General features: G+C 50.3%; 15 protein-coding genes. 2 read left to right on the forward strand and 13 right to left on the reverse strand.

What is annotated here, in order from left to right; all coding sequences use genetic code 11:
* Positions 1-6: 6 nt before the first annotated feature.
* The 4 genes from M1L66_RS32810 to M1L66_RS32825 form a co-directional block, all read right to left on the reverse strand.
* Positions 7-999, reverse strand: coding sequence for a LacI family DNA-binding transcriptional regulator (locus M1L66_RS32810; RefSeq protein WP_002605266.1), 993 nt, complete (start codon positions 997-999; stop codon positions 7-9).
* A 200-nt stretch (positions 1000-1199) separates the two neighbouring features.
* The gene (locus M1L66_RS32815) at positions 1200-2057 is read right to left on the reverse strand and encodes a carbohydrate ABC transporter permease (RefSeq protein ID WP_187024368.1); all 858 of its coding nucleotides are present in this window, start codon (positions 2055-2057) and stop codon (positions 1200-1202) included.
* A gap of 5 nt (positions 2058-2062) precedes the next feature.
* Positions 2063-2992, reverse strand: a complete 930-nt coding sequence (locus M1L66_RS32820) for a carbohydrate ABC transporter permease (RefSeq protein WP_243270500.1) — start codon at positions 2990-2992, stop codon at positions 2063-2065.
* A gap of 62 nt (positions 2993-3054) precedes the next feature.
* Positions 3055-4461, reverse strand: coding sequence for an ABC transporter substrate-binding protein (locus M1L66_RS32825; RefSeq protein ID WP_187024369.1), 1407 nt, complete (start codon positions 4459-4461; stop codon positions 3055-3057).
* A 331-nt stretch (positions 4462-4792) separates the two neighbouring features.
* Here M1L66_RS32825 and M1L66_RS32830 point away from each other — a divergent pair, with 331 nt between their 5' ends.
* Both M1L66_RS32830 and M1L66_RS32835 read left to right on the forward strand, forming a co-directional pair.
* Positions 4793-5917, forward strand: a complete 1125-nt coding sequence (locus M1L66_RS32830; protein WP_434689902.1) for a glycoside hydrolase family 88/105 protein — start codon at positions 4793-4795, stop codon at positions 5915-5917.
* Between the two features lie 93 nt (positions 5918-6010).
* Positions 6011-7354 (forward strand): putative ABC transporter permease, encoded by a 1344-nt coding sequence (locus M1L66_RS32835; RefSeq protein WP_187024371.1) that lies wholly within the window; start codon positions 6011-6013, stop codon positions 7352-7354.
* A gap of 109 nt (positions 7355-7463) precedes the next feature.
* Here the strand turns inward: M1L66_RS32835 and M1L66_RS32840 are convergent, their stop codons facing one another.
* The 9 genes from M1L66_RS32840 to M1L66_RS32880 form a co-directional block, all read right to left on the reverse strand.
* Positions 7464-9104, reverse strand: coding sequence for an ABC-F family ATP-binding cassette domain-containing protein (locus M1L66_RS32840; protein WP_002605274.1), 1641 nt, complete (start codon positions 9102-9104; stop codon positions 7464-7466).
* A gap of 209 nt (positions 9105-9313) precedes the next feature.
* The gene (locus M1L66_RS32845) at positions 9314-9964 is read right to left on the reverse strand and encodes a hypothetical protein (RefSeq protein WP_187024372.1); all 651 of its coding nucleotides are present in this window, start codon (positions 9962-9964) and stop codon (positions 9314-9316) included.
* 92 nt (positions 9965-10056) lie between these two features.
* Positions 10057-10836 carry an amino acid ABC transporter ATP-binding protein gene (locus M1L66_RS32850; RefSeq protein ID WP_002605276.1) on the reverse strand — a complete coding sequence of 260 codons (780 nt, stop codon included), beginning with the start codon at positions 10834-10836 and terminating at the stop codon, positions 10057-10059.
* A 16-nt stretch (positions 10837-10852) separates the two neighbouring features.
* Positions 10853-11503, reverse strand: coding sequence for an amino acid ABC transporter permease (locus M1L66_RS32855; RefSeq protein ID WP_187024373.1), 651 nt, complete (start codon positions 11501-11503; stop codon positions 10853-10855).
* 29 nt (positions 11504-11532) lie between these two features.
* Positions 11533-12435: an amino acid ABC transporter substrate-binding protein gene (locus M1L66_RS32860; RefSeq protein WP_187024374.1), complete on the reverse strand. Its 903-nt coding sequence runs from the start codon at positions 12433-12435 to the stop codon at positions 11533-11535.
* A 161-nt stretch (positions 12436-12596) separates the two neighbouring features.
* On the reverse strand, positions 12597-13067 hold the full coding sequence (gene bcp, locus M1L66_RS32865; protein WP_055660106.1) for a thioredoxin-dependent thiol peroxidase: 471 nt from the start codon (positions 13065-13067) through the stop codon (positions 12597-12599).
* A 39-nt stretch (positions 13068-13106) separates the two neighbouring features.
* Positions 13107-14234, reverse strand: a complete 1128-nt coding sequence (locus M1L66_RS32870; protein WP_434689908.1) for an alkaline phosphatase family protein — start codon at positions 14232-14234, stop codon at positions 13107-13109.
* A gap of 55 nt (positions 14235-14289) precedes the next feature.
* Positions 14290-14982, reverse strand: coding sequence for a YjjG family noncanonical pyrimidine nucleotidase (locus M1L66_RS32875; RefSeq protein WP_434689910.1), 693 nt, complete (start codon positions 14980-14982; stop codon positions 14290-14292).
* A gap of 20 nt (positions 14983-15002) precedes the next feature.
* Complete coding sequence (locus M1L66_RS32880) at positions 15003-16274, reverse strand: dihydroorotase (protein ID WP_187024400.1); 1272 nt, start codon at positions 16272-16274, stop codon at positions 15003-15005.
* Positions 16275-16310 lie beyond the last annotated feature (36 nt).

Consider the following 16310-nt stretch of genomic DNA (forward strand, 5'->3'; position numbering starts at 1 on the left):
AAGCACCTAAGCATTTAAATTCTTCACAGTTTCCCGTATTATCAGTCTGTTTTCCAGATAGACCCGCCGGTTATCGATAATTCCGTCCTCCAGACGGCGCAGCAGAATCCGCGTCCCTTCCCGGGCGATCTCGCCCATGTTCCGCTCCACGGTAGTCAGTTTCATATTCGCATAGCCCGACAGATCCCAGTTGTCGAAGCCCACCAGCGACACGTCGTCCGGCACCTTTAGGCCGACCTCGGTGACTGCCTCCCGGGCGCCGAATGCCATCTCATCGTTAAAGCTTAAAATTGCCGTCAGATCCTGTTCCAGAAGCCGCTTGGCCGCCTGATATCCGCTGGCATAGCGGTATGTACCGTGTTCCACCGGCAGACTGTCGGGATCCAGACCGTGTTTTGTCATGGAGGCGCGCCAGCCGCGGTGACGCAGCCTGGTGGAATCCAGATTCGAATTCCCTTCGATAATGCCGATTCTCCGATGTCCGTTTTCCAGAAGGCAATCCATGGCTTTTTCCATGGCTCCGGCCTCATCGGTGGTAACGTTAGGCACATCCAGAAATACCGTCCGGCAGATGGCTACCATGGGAATCCCCTTATTCAGGACTTCATCCATGAATTCCAGATCGTCGTCCTTCTGCGTAAGCACAATAATTCCATCCAAAAAGGAGGGATTCAACGTTCCCGGCTCATGCATATCAATACCCTTGACAATGACATTATATTTGCTCCCCACCACGCTGTAGACCCCGGTCAGCACATCGTGCAGAACGAAGGGGGAACTCATCTTGCTGATGGTGGAGAAGTAAAGACCAATCACGTAGGACCGTGACATCTTCAGCTGAATCGCCGCCTGATTCGGCACGTATCCCATCTCTTCCGCGATTTTCAAAATACGTTTCTTTTTATCGGACTTGTCCGCATTCGGATCATTTAAGGCTCTGGATACCGTAGAGTAAGACACTCCCGCTTTTTTTGCCACATCCTTGATCGTAACTGCCATATCCCACACTCCCTGCCACAAATACGTAATAGATTTAGTATACCTTTGACGTCCGAAGATTGCAACACCTTAATTCTCTGAGTTTTACTTTAAAGGGAGGCAGAGGTTACAGCCGGGGCGACCGGGAAGCAGAGACCGACCAGGCTGTGAACTGCACCAAACAAAAAAGGACGGAGGTACAGCAGCCTCCGCCCATTCACTTAACCCTTTACGCCGCCTGCCGCGATACCGTCGATAAACTGATCCTGTGCCAGCAGGAACACGATCAGAGACGGTATAATGGAAATCAGGGACATAGCCAGCACACGGTTCCACTCAAAGCCGGTATCTGCGTCCATGGACATCTTAACAAAGATGGACGCCGGGTAGCGGGCCGGTGTGTTGACATAAAGCAATGGTCCCATAAAGTCATTGGAAGACCACATAAACTGAAATAATGCACACGATACAATTGATGGCTTTAGCATCGGCACGATCACATACCATAAGGTCTTGACAGAACCGCAGCCGTCGATGGTAGCCGCTTCCTCCAGCTCCTTGGGAATATTTCTTAAGAACTGAATCAGCATGAATACGAAATAGGTATCCGTCGCAAACATTGTCGGTACGATCAGCGCCAGATAAATCGGGGAATCGATCCAGCCAAACTTATTGAACAGGACGAACTGCGGCACATTTAACACGACCTGGGGAAGGAACAGTGTGGACATCAGAACTGCAAAGAGCAGCTTTTTTCCCCTGAATTCAAACCTGGCAAAGCCGTATGCCGTTATGGTGGCGGATACAATCGTGAATACCACCTTCGGCAAAACGATGGAATACGTATTAATCATGGCTTTAAAGATATCAATATCACCGCCATAGCTTTTCAGCGCGTTCTTATAACCGTCCAGCGTCGGATTCTTCGGTATGAAACCAATCCCGCTGAATATCTCATTATTCGTTTTAAAGGTAGCCCCAACCATCCAGATCAGCGGATAAATCATGATGAAGCCCACTACGATCAGCACTATGTAGCGCACGATCGTATTGACAGTCTTTCTTGTCTCTCTCGTCATCTTTTTTACCTCCCGTCCTCATCTGAATAGTAGACCCAGTGCTTCTGGCTGAAGAATGCAATGGCTGTAAACGTCATAACAATCAGGAACAGCAGCCATGCCTGAGCGCTGGCCAGACCCATCTCGTAGCTCTTGAACGCATTGTTATAAATCAGCATGGAGATCAGCATAGTCGAATTACGCGGTCCGCCCTGGGTAATGATGAACGGTCCGTTGAATTCCTGGAACGCCTGACACAGCTGGGTAACCAGGTTGTAGAAAATAACCGGGGTAATAAGCGGAACCGTAATGCTGAAGAACTGTCTCCATTTCCCGGCGCCATCGATGGCTGCCGCCTCATATAAATCCTCCGAAACACCCTTTAAGGCCGCCAGGAAAATCACCATGGCAGAACCAAACTGCCAGACTCTCAGCAGGCAGATTACAAACAGCGCGTGAGACGGACTGGCCAGCCAGTTCGGTCCCTCGATGCCCATGTAACTCAGCAGCATGTTGATAATACCGTCATCCTTAAATACTGCTTTCCACAGCACGGCGATCGCGATGGAGCCGCCCAGAATCGACGGAATATAGTAAGCCGTACGGAAGAGATTGACTCCCTTTAGCTTAAAGTTCAGAATATATGCAATAAATAGCGCAAAAACCAGTTTAAGCGGTACGGTCATGAAAGCGTATTTCATCGTAACCACAAAGGCTTTTACAATCTTCTTAGTATGGATAATCTCGTCATAGTTCATCAGGCCAACTTTGGAAACTCCGTCAAACAAATGATAGTCCGTAAAACTGTATACAAGTGATGATCCAAACGGATATACCTTAAAGATAAGAAATCCAATCAGCCATGGCAGTATGAAGAAAAAGCCTTTGTTTTCTTTTACGATCTTTTTAAAGCTCCTTCTTTCTGCGGTTGTACTCTGAGCCGCTGGTTGCTTCATACCGTTACCTCCTCTTTCTTACGCAGCGGCCCCCGTTGCCGGCGGCCGCTGATTGTCACTCACTATTTGCTTAAAACTTTATTAACACCGTCAATCAGTACTTCGGTTGCTTCATCAAGATCGTAATCGCCGTAGCTTAAGCCTGCCATTACATCCCAGTAAACGCCCTCATTTGTTGCCTTTAACGCACTCGCCTCAAATTTTGGATCCAGTGGGAAAGAGACATAGCTTAAAACCTTGGAGTTTGCTTCTGCCACTAATTCATTTAACAGACCGTTGTCTTCACAGATCTTAAGTCCTTCTGCGGAGCACGGAATTCCTCTCTCGGAACCGAGTATCTTGACGCCCTCTTCCTCATTTAACAGGAAGTTTACTAAAGCCGCACATTCAGCCGGATGCTTTGTGTTTTCAGAAATTCCAAAGCACATGGAAACCTTCGCAAAACCGCCCTTATAGTCGCCCATGTCGGCAAATTCCTCGCCTACTACGAATTCCTGGCCTTCATTTAACGCGCCCTGCTGCTTCGTAGCTGCGGAATCCCATTCGAAGATGCCTGCGTATTTACCTTCCATCCACTTCGGGTTCTTGTCGAAGGAAGCCGCGCCGTCGCCTGCGATGGTGGCGATGGACGGAATTACATGATCCGCTTCCAGAGACTGGATAAATTCCAGACCGTCCTTGATCTCATCTTCAGAGTACTGAAGCTCATTATTCTCTACCCAGGCTTTTCCGTACTTGGACTCTAAGTAGTAAACCATGAAGATTGTTCTGTCATACTCGTTCATAGCCAGCGGATAGTAATCGCCGCCAAGCTTTTCCTGGAATACCTTTCCTGCTGCTCTTAAGTCGGCTAAGGTCTTCGGTGTCTCAATTCCGGCCTGATCGTATGTAGTCTTGTTCCAGTAGAAGATTCTGCCTGTCATGGAGATCGGAACGCCCTGCAGTTTGTCTGCTACCGTACACTGTGCCAGGTAATCTTCCGAGAACTGGGACAGATCGAGAATATCGGATAGCTTATTCAGATCATAGAACGCACTTCCGTCTGAGCTGAAGGAAGTAATCCAGTTCCAGTTAATCTGGTTTACATCGGGTGCTGTGCCTGTGGCAAACTGTGAGGACATCTTATCTTCCCAGCCATCCCATGCGGAATAAGAAGTCTTTACCGTAATATTCGGATACTTCTTCATAAACGCATCGACTGCAGCCAGAGTGGCTTCGTGCCTTGAATCGCCGCCCCACCAGCTGAAGGAAATCTCAATGGGATCTGTGGTGTTCACTGTCAGGCCTTCCGCCTCCGCCGGTTCCGCCGTAGTCTCCGCCTCCGTTTTTGCAGCTTCTGTTTTTGCAGCCTCTGTCTGAGCAGCGGTTGTCTCCTCTGCCTGCTTTGCTCCGTTGCCGCAGCCTGCCAGTCCTGCTGCCATCGCAGCCGCCATTACCAGTGTTAAAGCTTTTTTCCAGTTCTTTCTCATAAGACAGTCTCCCTTTCTTTCTTAGGCGCTTTTCTCATTGCTTTGATTTTGCAAAGGTTTGCAACCCGTTTCTTAAAAATATGCATATCTGCTACATTCCAGCCCCTCGTTTGTGTCTTTTTGCCAGCAAATATACATTGTCTCGTTGATGTTTTTATCTTATCACCATTCTTTTCCCATGTCAATTGTGTATTATGCATATCATTTTATCAACTTTTTATATATATTTACTAATTTTATTTTTTAAAATATATGATATTATAATAGAAGCTGCAAACGTTTGAATTTTCAATCTTTTATTTTTCTCATATACAGAAAAGGAGTATTCAATATGGAAATACTGGACCGCTATATTCATCAATTATTAGATCAGAGTACCCCTGAATCACCGATCTGGTATAAGGAAGAGAGCGATGCATCGGCTCCGGCCAAATGGAACTATATGGATGGCTGCATGATCAAGGCCATTCTCGAACTCTACCACATTACTGAAAACAGCAGATACTTAGAATTCGCCGATCACTTCATCGATCACTTCGTCCGCGGGGACGGCTCCATTGTTTCCTACGACCCGGAAGAATATAATCTGGACAATGTAAATGCAGGCAAGACCCTGTTCGATTTATATAAGCTGACCGGAAAAGAGAAATACCGGAAGGGAATTGACACCGTGCACAGCCAGATCCTCGGCCAGCCCCGCACCTCTACCGGCAACTTCTGGCACAAGCTGATCTACCCCAACCAGATCTGGCTGGACGGGCTCTACATGGCGCTTCCCTTCTATATGCAGTATGAAGTGGAATACAATGGCTGCAAAAACTGCATGGACATTATCAATCAGTTTAAAAATGTCCGGCAGCTGATGCGGGAACCGCTGAATGGTCTTTACTACCACGCCTATGACGATTCCCGGAAGATGTTCTGGTGCGACAGGGTAACCGGACTCTCCGATAACTTCTGGCTCCGCGCGCTGGGCTGGTTCTCCATGGCGCTCATCGACACCATGGAAATCATGCCGGATTCCTTAATGGAACAGCGCACCGAATTAAACACCATATACCGGGAACTGATTGACGCCATGCTACCTTACCAGGACGAAGCGACCGGCATGTGGTATCAGGTCGTGAACCGCGGCGGCATCAGCCCCAATTACTTAGAGACCTCCGGTTCCGCCATCTTCGCATACGCCATCATGAAGAGCGTCCGCCTGGGCTATCTGCCGGACACGTATCTTCCATTTGGCGAGAAGGCATTTCAGGGCATCTGTGACAAGTATCTCTCCGAAGAAAACGGCGAATTACAGCTGGATGGCATCTGCCTCGTAGCCGGCCTCGGCAACACCGAGAACCGGGAAGGCACCTTTGAATATTATATGCGGGAGCCTATTGTAAAAAACGAAGCGAAGGGCATCGCACCGCTCATTCTTGCTTATATTGAAATCTTGATGCAGAAGTAGGTTACAGGTTTCATTTCCCTTGCAACGGTATGGGGCTTATGGTATCATATGCCATAAGCCCCATACTTTGGTTTGCGGAAAGGATCTGTACATATGAATGAAGCACTTTTTCAACTGCTCTCTTATTTTTTCATCTATTCATTTCTGGGCTGGTGCATGGAAATTGCCTATGCGGCTCTGAAAAAGAAGCATTTCTATAACCGCGGCGTCTTAAATGGCCCTCTCTGCCCGGTTTACGGCATCGGCATGATTCTGATTCTGACCTTTTTCAGTTCTCTGAGAGAAAGTCTCGTCTTCCTGGCCATCGGAAGCGCCGTCATCGCCACGATCCTGGAGTTCTTCACCGGGGCGCTGATGGAAAAGCTGTTTAAGAAGCGGTGGTGGGACTATTCTGATTATAAATACAATCTGGGCGGTTACGTCTGTATCCCGTTTTCAGCCCTTTGGGGCGTGGGAGCGGCGCTTACTCTCCGTTTTATTCATCCACTGATCCATATGGTCATCAGCCGGGTTCCAGCGCTGGCCGGACAGATTATCCTCATCGCAGGTCTCGTCATCCTGGCCATGGATTTTATCAGCGTACTCGGTGTGGTCTTCCAGGTGCAGAAATACAACACCCGCGTGGAAGAGCTGGCTGAGGGAATGCAGCAGATTTCCAACCGACTGGCGCGCGCCATTTTTACCCGGATCGAACGACGTATGGCTAAGGCCCATCCCGGAGCGGCGCCGGAAAGCACTGCGGCTGAGACCGACTCCGCCTCCCGCGCAAAAACACGTTCCTGCGAGGCAGCTCCAGCCGTCTTCGCCGACGGCTGTTCGTTCCATAAGCTCGTATGGCTGTTCTTTATCGGAGCTTTCCTGGGAGATATCACTGAGACGATCTTCTGCTACGTCACCTCCGGAATCCTGATGAGCCGAAGCAGTGTGGTCTATGGACCCTTCAGCGTCGTGTGGGGGCTGGGCGTTGTGGTCCTCACCATGATGCTTCACAAGTATAAGGACCGTGACGACCGGTATATTTTCCTGTTCGGTACTGTGGTAGGCGGCGCCTATGAGTACATCTGCAGCGTGTTCACGGAGATCGCCTTCGGTACCGTATTCTGGGATTACAGCAAACTGCCCTTCAACCTGGGAGGAAGAATCAACCTGCTGTACTGCTTCTTCTGGGGCCTGGCGGCCGTCATCTGGATCAAGATTCTTTATCCGCGCATCTCTGGTCTCATTGAACGGGTTCCGGTCAAGGCGGGGAAATTATTAAGCTGGTGCATGATCGTCTTCATGACGGTAAACATCGTGATTTCAGCCATGGCACTGGCTCGCTACTCGGACCGGCAGACGGGCCGGGAAGCCGCCAACTCCATCGACTACTTCCTGGATGATCATTTTCCGGATAAGAGGATGGAGTGGATCTACCCGAACGCCATTGTCAGGGAATAGTTACTGCTTGCAGCCCGCTGTCCGCAGTAACAAGGAATAGCATTCAAACGGACGAATCGCCCGGAGAGATAATCCCCAGGCGATTCTTTACTTTATGGCAAGTCTTACTTTATTCATTCTCCTGCATCTGCTCATCGGTCAGTGTAAATACCTGTCTCTTACGCGCCATCTCATCGCTGGCCAGGTACTCGTCGTACGTGGTGATCTTATCGATCAGCTGGCCGTTCACGATCTCCATGATACGGTTAGCGGTCGTCTCCACGATCTGATGGTCACGTGAGGAGAAGAGCAGCACGCCCTGGAACTTCACCAGGCCGTTGTTTAACGCCGTGATGGACTCCATGTCCAGATGGTCGGTCGGCTCGTCGAGCATCAGCACGTTGGCGCCGGAGATCATCAGCTTGGAAAGCATACAGCGGACCTTTTCACCACCGGATAAGACACGGACCTTCTTCACGCCATCCTCTCCCGCAAACAACATACGTCCCAGGAATCCGCGGACATAGGTCGCTTCCTTTTCAGGGGAGTACTGTGTCAGCCAATCCACAATGGTGTCATCGTTGTTGAATTCCGCGCTGTTGTCCTTCGGGAAATAGCACTGGCTTGTGGTCAGTCCCCACTTATAATCGCCTTCATCCGGTTCCATCTCGCCGGAAAGAATCTTGAACAGAACCGTCTTCGCCTGCTCGTTGGGGCCAACCAGGGCTACCTTATCTTCTCTGTTTAAGATAAAGGAGATATTGTCGAGCACCTTCACGCCGTCAATGGTCTTAGATAAATTCTGTACGGTCAGCACTTCGTTTCCGATCTCACGGGCCGGGCGGAAATCAATATACGGATATTTACGGCTTGATGGCTTGATATCATCCAGTTCGATCTTTTCAAGAGCACGTTTTCTGGAGGTCGCCTGCTTGGACTTGGAAGCATTGGCGGAGAAACGCTGGATAAATTCCTGCAGCTCCTTGATCTTCTCTTCCTTCTTCCGGTTCGCCTCTTTCATCTGCTTCACCATCAGCTGGCTGGACTCATACCAGAAATCATAGTTACCGGCATACAGCTGAATCTTGCCGTAATCGATATCCGCGATCTGAGTGCAGACTTTATTTAAGAAATAACGGTCATGGGATACCACAATTACCGTATTTTCAAAGTTAATCAGGAACTCCTCCAGCCATGCGATGGCATCGAGGTCCAAATGGTTCGTCGGCTCGTCGAGAAGCAGGATATCCGGGTTGCCGAATAACGCCTGGGCAAGCAGTACCTTTACCTTCTGGGCGCCGTTTAATTCCTTCATGTATTTGTAGTGAAACTCTGTCTCGATTCCAAGGCCGTTTAATAAGTTGGCCGCGTCGGACTCCGCTTCCCAGCCGTCCATGGAGGCAAACTCGCCTTCCAGCTCAGCCGCCTTGATGCCGTCTTCATCTGTAAATTCTTCCTTCATATAGATGGCATCTTTTTCTTTCATAATCTCATACAGTCTGGCATTTCCCATGATAACAGTGTCCAGAACCTGGTACTCGTCATATTTAAAATGGTCCTGCTGGAGGAAGGAAAGACGCTGGCCAGGTGTCATCACGATGTCGCCGCTCGTCGGCTCCAGCTGTCCTGATAAAATTCTTAAAAACGTTGATTTTCCTGCACCATTGGCACCGATCATGCCGTAGCAGTTGCCTTCCGTAAATTTAATATTTACATCTTCAAACAATGCCTTCTTGCCAATACGTAAGGTTACATTATTCGCACTAATCATTCCCAATAAATTCCTTTCTTATAACCGCCGCTCGCTCTGTCATTATTTCCAGTGAGCAGGCACCCGCTGCGGAGTTTCCGCTCACACAAAACAGGGCTCATAAGGCCCCGTCTCTCATCTCTCTTATTTTACATGAAAATCCCGAATTTGCAAGCCTTTTATCAAAAAAGCCTGTAAATCCGGTGATTTTCAGCTGTATCTATTAAAATCTATTTGGCGGACTCTACTTTAAGCGGGAAATTGGACTCGCTGCCCGCATCGTAGGTCACTGTCACATACGTTACTTTTACCATGGCGCCGCTGCCGTTGCTGTCATCTGTGGCCTGGCCGAGAACACCGGTATTAAGGCCCTCACAGTTATCTTTTAAGAAGCCTGTTTCTTCCCCCTTATCGTCCCGGATCGTAAAGCTGCTCATGGCCTGATCCGTTACGCTTCCGGTCATGGTCTTCACTTCCATGTTCTCCTGGGCATCCAGTACCAGCACAATCTTTGCATTGGCGGCGTCGTCTCCGGATATCTCTCCCTTGTAAATGATAGAGACAGGGGTTCCCTCCTTCAGCTCATAGGTGGTCTCGATCACCACGCCGTTTAAGTTAAATTTCACTTCCGTATCGCCGTTTTTGACCGTCATGTCCTCCAGCGTATCCGATACCGATTCCACGTTGCACGTCAAAATCTTAAACTCCGCGGTGTTGCCCGGCGCCTCCAGCGTCGCGGCCGGTGTCGTCGCCGGTTCCTTCGTCTCCGGTTCCGCTGTAGTGGGTGCCGGTGTCGTCTCTGTATTACTGGAAGATTTTCCGCAGGCCGTAAAAGCAAGGGCCGCGCAGAGCGCCATTATCACAATCAGTATTCGTTTCATTCGCATCCTCTTCTTTCTGCTATATACCATAAGTAGCTTTATCAAGTGCTCATAGTATATCATCCGATTGTGAAAATTGCTTTGCTTTTTTCTTAATTTTTGAGAGAACCGTAACCATCCCCGTACCGGCCCAGAAAGTTCTGCGTGCGCTCATTATTGGAGGCAAAAACCTCCTCCGGCGTCCCCTCCTCCACGATCAGTCCATCTGCCATGAAGATGACGCGGTCCGAGATGTCTCTGGCAAATGCCATCTCATGAGTCACTATTACCATGGTGATCTGTAAATCGGCCAGAGAACGGATCACCTTCAGCACCTCGCCCGTAAGCTCCGGGTCCAGCGCAGAGGTGGGCTCGTCAAAGAACAGGATCTTGGGGTTTAAGGCGAGAGCCCTTGCAATGGCAACACGCTGGCACTGGCCGCCGGAGAGCTGGCAGGGGTATGCCTCCGCCTTGTCCTCCAGTCCCATCTTGCGAAGCAGGTCGTACGCCTCGCGGATTACCTCCTCTGATTTTCGCTTCTGCACATGGATCGGCGCGTCGATGATATTTTTCAGCACATTGTAATGGGGAAATAAGTTAAAATTCTGGAAAACGAGGCCGTAATTCCCCTGGATTTCCTTTTGTTTTTCCTTTCCTGCATAGACGGCGGTTCCATCGGGGCCGTTCCAGGCTGCCTTTTCACCCAGGTACAGCAGCTCGCCGCTGTCCATCCGCTCCAGCATCGTCGCACAGCGAAGCAGCGTGGACTTGCCCGATCCGGACGGACCGATGATGGAGACAATCTCGCCTTCCGCTACCGCTAAGGAGATGTCTTTCAGTACGCCCTGGCCGTCAAATGATTTCTTGATATGGTTCATTTCCAGCAGATACATATGGTTTCTCCTCCCCTTATTGATAGTAATTCAGCCGCTTTTCCACGGTTTCCATGATGACAGCCACCAGCAGATTAAATATGTAGTAGAACAGGCCCGCCGCCACAAACGGAATCAGGCTTGTCTGGGAGGACGCCAGCGCCTTTGCCACCGCAAACATCTCCAGGACGCTGATGGTAAATGCCAGGGATGTGTCCTTAACCAGCGTGATGACCTCGTTCGTTACCGAGGGGAGAATCCGTTTCATCACCTGTGGAAATATAATCCGAAAAAACGTCTGCGTCTTCGAATACCCCAGCAGCTTCGCCGCCTCATACTGGCCAACCGGCATGGACTGGATCCCGCTCCGGTATATCTCCGCAAAATATGCCGCGTAATTGATAACAAAGCCGATAAAAGCCGCCCAGAGGCGGTAATTATTCCCCACTTTGATCTTAAACAGATAGTATGGGCCAAAATAAACCACCATCAGCTGCAGCATCAGAGGGGTTCCTCTCATGACTGAAATATAAAATTTTACAATGGTTCTGATTACAGGATTTTTCGACATCCTGCCAAAGGATATGAAAAGTCCCAGAGGCAGGGAAAAAATAAGCGTCACAAAAAATATCTGAATGCTGATCCACATGCCTCCTGCCAGCTGTGAAAAAATCTTTGATAAAGTCATGGTATTCCCCTCTTATCCACTCTCTGTCTCTATTTACCAATCGTTGTGATATCTTTATCAAACCACTTCTCGGATATCTTCGCCAGGGTGCCATCTGCCGCCAGTGCTTCCAGCTGTTCCTGAACCTGATCCTTTAAGGTGTCATTTCCCTTCTTGAATCCAACCGCATAGTTTTCTGCGGCAAGCGTCTCATCCAATACGATAAAATCAACCTGTCTCTGCTCGATCTGGAAACGAGCCACTACCTCGTCCATGGCGATGGCATCGACCGCTCCCATCTGTAAATCCATAAAGGCCGTATTATAGTCCGGTGTCGTCTGAAGCGTTCCAAATGTTCCCGTCAGATCCGGATCATCTTTTAATGCCGCTTCCGCGGAGGACTCCGCCTGAACCTCCACTACCTTTCCGGCCAATTCCGCCAGAGTCTTGATGCCAGACTCCGCTGTCACCACAAATACCTGCTGATTCGCCATATAAGCTTCCGTCCATGTATAATCGTCCTCACGGCCTGTCATGGTAAATCCGTTCCAGATACAGTCAATATTACCGGACTCCAGCTCCATATCCTTTGCCGCCCAGTCAACCGGCTGAGGAACAAACTCCAGTCCGAGACGTTTGGCGACCTCCTTTGCCACCTCCAGGTCAAAACCGGTGTACTCTCCATCATCTCCCACAAACCCCATAGGCGGAAATTCCTGATCAAATCCTACTGTAAATGTACCGCCTGCGGTTCCTGCTAAAGAAGCCTCCGTCTCGGGTGCCTTCGTATCCGCACTGGTATCCGCATCAGCCTCCGCTGCAGTCGTATTCGCCGCTTTCCCAGTCGTTTCTGCAGTCTCCGCCGCCGTATTACCGGCCGCCTGTCCGGAACACCCGGATACCATTGCCATCAGCCCCAGGGCTGCCGCCATTACCATAACTCTCTTTTTCATAATTGTTGTTTCCTCCTCTGTATTTTCATGTGCTACCATGGTAGCATACTAAAGTATTTCTGTAAAGAAGATTTTTTATAATTTCTTTGATTTGGAACGCAGCCTGTAAACAGCGAAAAACCGGAGGCTGTCACTGCCCCCGGTTTTCCGGCGTACCATCTTTATGCATTTGCCCTTTCATCCAGATACTCCAGGATCTCCTGTGCATTCGTATCCGGTTTTACTTTCTCAAAGACCTTTTCGATCACACCGTTCTCATCGATCACAAAGGTGCTTCTGACAACGCCCATGGACACTTTTCCATAAAGCTTTTTCTCCTGCCAGACGTCATACGCCTTTATGGCCTCCAGCTCCGGATCGGAAACCAGAATGAAGGGCAGTTCATGTTTCTGGGCAAAGCTGCTGTGGCTCTTTACACTGTCCTTGCTCACTCCGATGACTTCCACGCCCCTCTGCTGATATCCCGCATATGCGCCGGCAAAGGCACACGCCTCACGGGTACAGCCCGGTGTGTTATCCCTCGGATAAAAATAGAGAACCACCTTCTTCCCCAGAAAAGAGGAGAGTGTAACGGGATTGCCGTCCTTATCGTTCAATGTAAAATCTGGTGCTTTTGTTCCTGCCTGCAGCATATTTTGTACCTCCTTATTTGCTCATAAAGTTGATTCATTTCACTCGTTACCTTTTTCCACCACAATAAACGGAACCTTCATCTCCCGTTCCGTAAATCCCGAGTGATTGGACTTCCATTTACTGTCGCTGTCTTCGTAATTGATCCCCATGCCGCTTACCGCCACCGCCAGATAGTCGCCCATAAGCTCCGGCAATCTCGGATGGGGAACACCGCCTCCGAATATATTCTGCCCCAGAACCGCTTCTTTGGACAGCAGCAAAAACTGATCCCCAAAGAGCCGTTTAAACAGATCCGGAAACTGCGCCAGGTATTCCTGTTTCACATAGAAGGACGCCGCCCTGGCTTCTATCACCGGCGGGCGCTCCAGCATCCGGTCCAGTTCGGGATAATCCCGGATCAGGAAATATCCGGTATCACCGTGACCGTGATCGGCCGTCACGATGAGAAGCGTATCCTCGAGGTCACGGCAGAGCCGTTCAACGCGCTGATCAATGTCCCTGATGATTTCAGTAATCGACTCATGACAGCATCCGACGTCATGCATCGTATAATCCGGTTCACCCCAGTAGGCATAAATATAATTTCTTTCTTCTTTCCGGCATAGACCTTTTACCGTGTCAAACAGCTCCTCATATTTGGTAATTCTGGCGGAGCCGTACAGAGAGACGACATACGCTTTTGCATTCCCCGTCTCCTCTATTTTCTCATAGACCGTTCGGTACCGCAGATACTGTCTCGCCGCATGGAACTTTGCGGCCTGCTCCTGCGTACCTCTCCGGGTGTTGGGAAAGAGCGATACGATATGGTCCAGTTCAGGAAAATACAGATTCCAGCCGAGCCATCCGTGTTCCGCCGGCGTTAATCCGCTCTCGATGGAAGTCGTCGCGGCCGTGGTGGTCGGCGGAAAGACCGAGGACAGTTCCCCAAGCGCGTGGCTTCTTAAAAAACTGTTTTCAGGCAGATGGCGGCGGAGCGCGTCCATCCCCAGGCCATCAAACAGCATAATCACCACATGCTTGTATGGGTGCTGAAGAAGCTCATCCATCGGTTCGAACGTCTTATTGAGGTATTCTGCCCCATAATGCTTCAGTATCGAACAGCTCAGACTCACAATGCTGTGGTCATAATCCACAAACATTCCGTTTTCACCTCCATTTATCCCCATGCACGCCCTCCCTTTACACAAATCAGACATTCTATCAGGCAGTTCCGCCTGCTGACTACAAAAATTCCTTCAGCTCCTTAAGCGACCGGATCTCCCGGTCAACCTTGACACCGGCGGTAAGAACAGCCCCCTGCGGATTAAACCAGCAGGTGTCAATTCCCGCTGTATTTCCACCTTTTATATCCGAGTTTAAGGAGTCTCCCACGATCAGGGTCCGTTCTCTCTCCGCTCCCGGCATGGCCTCAAAGCAGCGGTCAAAATACTCTTTCTGCGGCTTCTGATACCCGACTTCCTCGGAAATAAAGGATTTCTTAAAGTACCGGTCCAGACCGGAATCCGCCATCCGCATCTTCTGAGTCTCCGTAAAACCGTTTGTCACCACATACAGGTCATACCGGTCCTGCAAATACTCCAGCACCTCCACGGCCTCCGGCATGACAATCGCCGTATGATTCAGGATTTCCCTATAATTGTGCTCGGTCTGTATCCCGTCGGCAGTAATGCCGTGGGCCTCAAATACGGCGCCGAATCTGGTATCCGTAATATAGTCCTTCGTGATGAGACCTTTCTCATAGGCGTCCCACAGATCGCGGTTCACCCTGCGGTACGTCCCGATTAAATCCGCTGTCCGGTATGCTCCGCTTTCTTCGTACTCTTTGAACACACTGGCAAGCCCATTTTCCTCCGCGGAATCGAAATCGAGAAGCGTTCCGTCCACATCGAAAAGGATAGTCGTATATTTATTCATCAAATCTTCCCCCTCCGGCTTTATTCTCCGTCCCGATATACGATTTTCCCGCCGCAGATCGTGAATTTTACTTTTCCGTACAGTCTGCTTCCGGTAAACGGGGAATTAGAGGATTTCGACGCAAATTCCCCTACGGTCCACTCTTCCTCCGGATCAAACAGCACCAGGTCCGCCGCCTTTCCTTCTTCCACGGAACCGGAATCCAGATGGTAGAGCTTCGCCGGATTCAGGCTCATCTTCTCCATCAGCTCAAGCAGGCTTAAATGGCCCGGGCGAACCAGATTCGTGACTGCCAGCCCCAGCGCCGTCTCAAGCCCGATGATCCCGCTGGGCGCCTGCGTCAGCGGTTTGGCCTTCTCTTCCGCACTGTGCGGGGCGTGATCCGTGGCAATCATATCGATGCTGCCGTTCTTTAATCCCTCTATAATGGCCTGGCGGTCCCTTTCCGTCCGGAGAGGCGGATTCATCTTCGCCAGAGTCCCATGCTCCAGAACCGCGTTTTCCGTCAGTGTAAAATGGTGCGGCGTAACCTCCGCGTATACCCGCGCTCCCAGCTCCTTCGCCAGCTTCACCATCCGCACAGCTCCCTCGGAACTGATATGCTGAATGTCCACCGCGGCCCCTGTGTGCAGGGCGATCATGCAGTCGCGGGCTACCAGAGAATCCTCCGCCAGTGCCGGTGAGCCATAGATCCCCAGCTCGTCCGAGACAGCGCCGTGGTTAATTCCATTGTTGACAATAAACGCCGGGTCTTCCTCATGGAAGCTTAGAGGAAGATCCAGACGCGCCGCCTCCTCCATGGCTGTCTTTAAAAGCTTCTCATCCATGATCGGTATCCCGTCGTCAGTAAAGCCTGCCGCCCCATGGGCCTTCAGCGCCTCCATGTCGGTCAGTTCCTTCCCGGCGAGTCCCACTGTCACCGCGGCGGCTGAAAGCACATGAATCCCAGTCTTCTTTCCCTCCTCGAGAACGTACCGGAGCGTCTCCACATTATCCACCGGCGGCTTCGTATTCGCCATGCAGACAACCGTCGTGAAACCGCCTTTTGCCGCAGCGGCAGCGCCGGTATGAATATCTTCTTTATACGTAAGCCCCGGATCCCGGAAATGCACGTGTACATCCACGAGTCCCGGCGCCGCGACGAGCCCTTTGCCGTCGATGACCGTGTCAAATTCACCGTCCGTCTCCGCGCAGTCTCCCACGCGAAGAATAGTTCCGTCCGAAATTACGATAGAACCCGTTCTGTCGAGTCCATTTCCCGGACTCACAATCCGGATATTTTTAATCAGCATCCTCATGCCGTACCTCCTTATGATGAGCACTCCGCC

This window comes from Hungatella sp. SB206 (genome assembly GCF_051132295.1).
GTDB lineage: Bacteria > Bacillota > Clostridia > Lachnospirales > Lachnospiraceae > Hungatella > Hungatella effluvii.